Genomic DNA, 285 nt, shown 5'->3' with positions numbered 1-285 from the left:
CCCAACCTCTAATTGCGCCTTCTGCAAGTGTCAGGCTAGGGTTGTGTACGATTCTTTCAGGATCAAAAAACTGATTAACGCCTAAGCCATCACAGGAGCTACAGGCACCGGCAGGATTGTTAAAAGAGAACATACGAGGCTCAAGCTCACTAATCGCATAACCACAATGTGGGCAGGCAAATCGTGAAGAGAAAATGATTTCATCCTGGCTGTCGTCTTCCCCCATTGGGGCAACAACTGCAATGCCATCTGTAAGAGCAAGGCATGTCTCAAAGGATTCTGCAA

1 protein-coding gene is annotated in these 285 nt (G+C 47.4%); it reads right to left on the bottom strand.

The window, feature by feature from the left end; translation table 11 throughout:
- Positions 1 to 285: hypothetical protein (locus A3761_RS05335; protein WP_197472847.1), on the bottom strand; the 285-nt coding region annotated here is incomplete at both ends.

Source organism: Oleiphilus sp. HI0123 (assembly GCF_001635315.1).
This window is presented reverse-complemented; position numbering and strand designations above follow the sequence as displayed.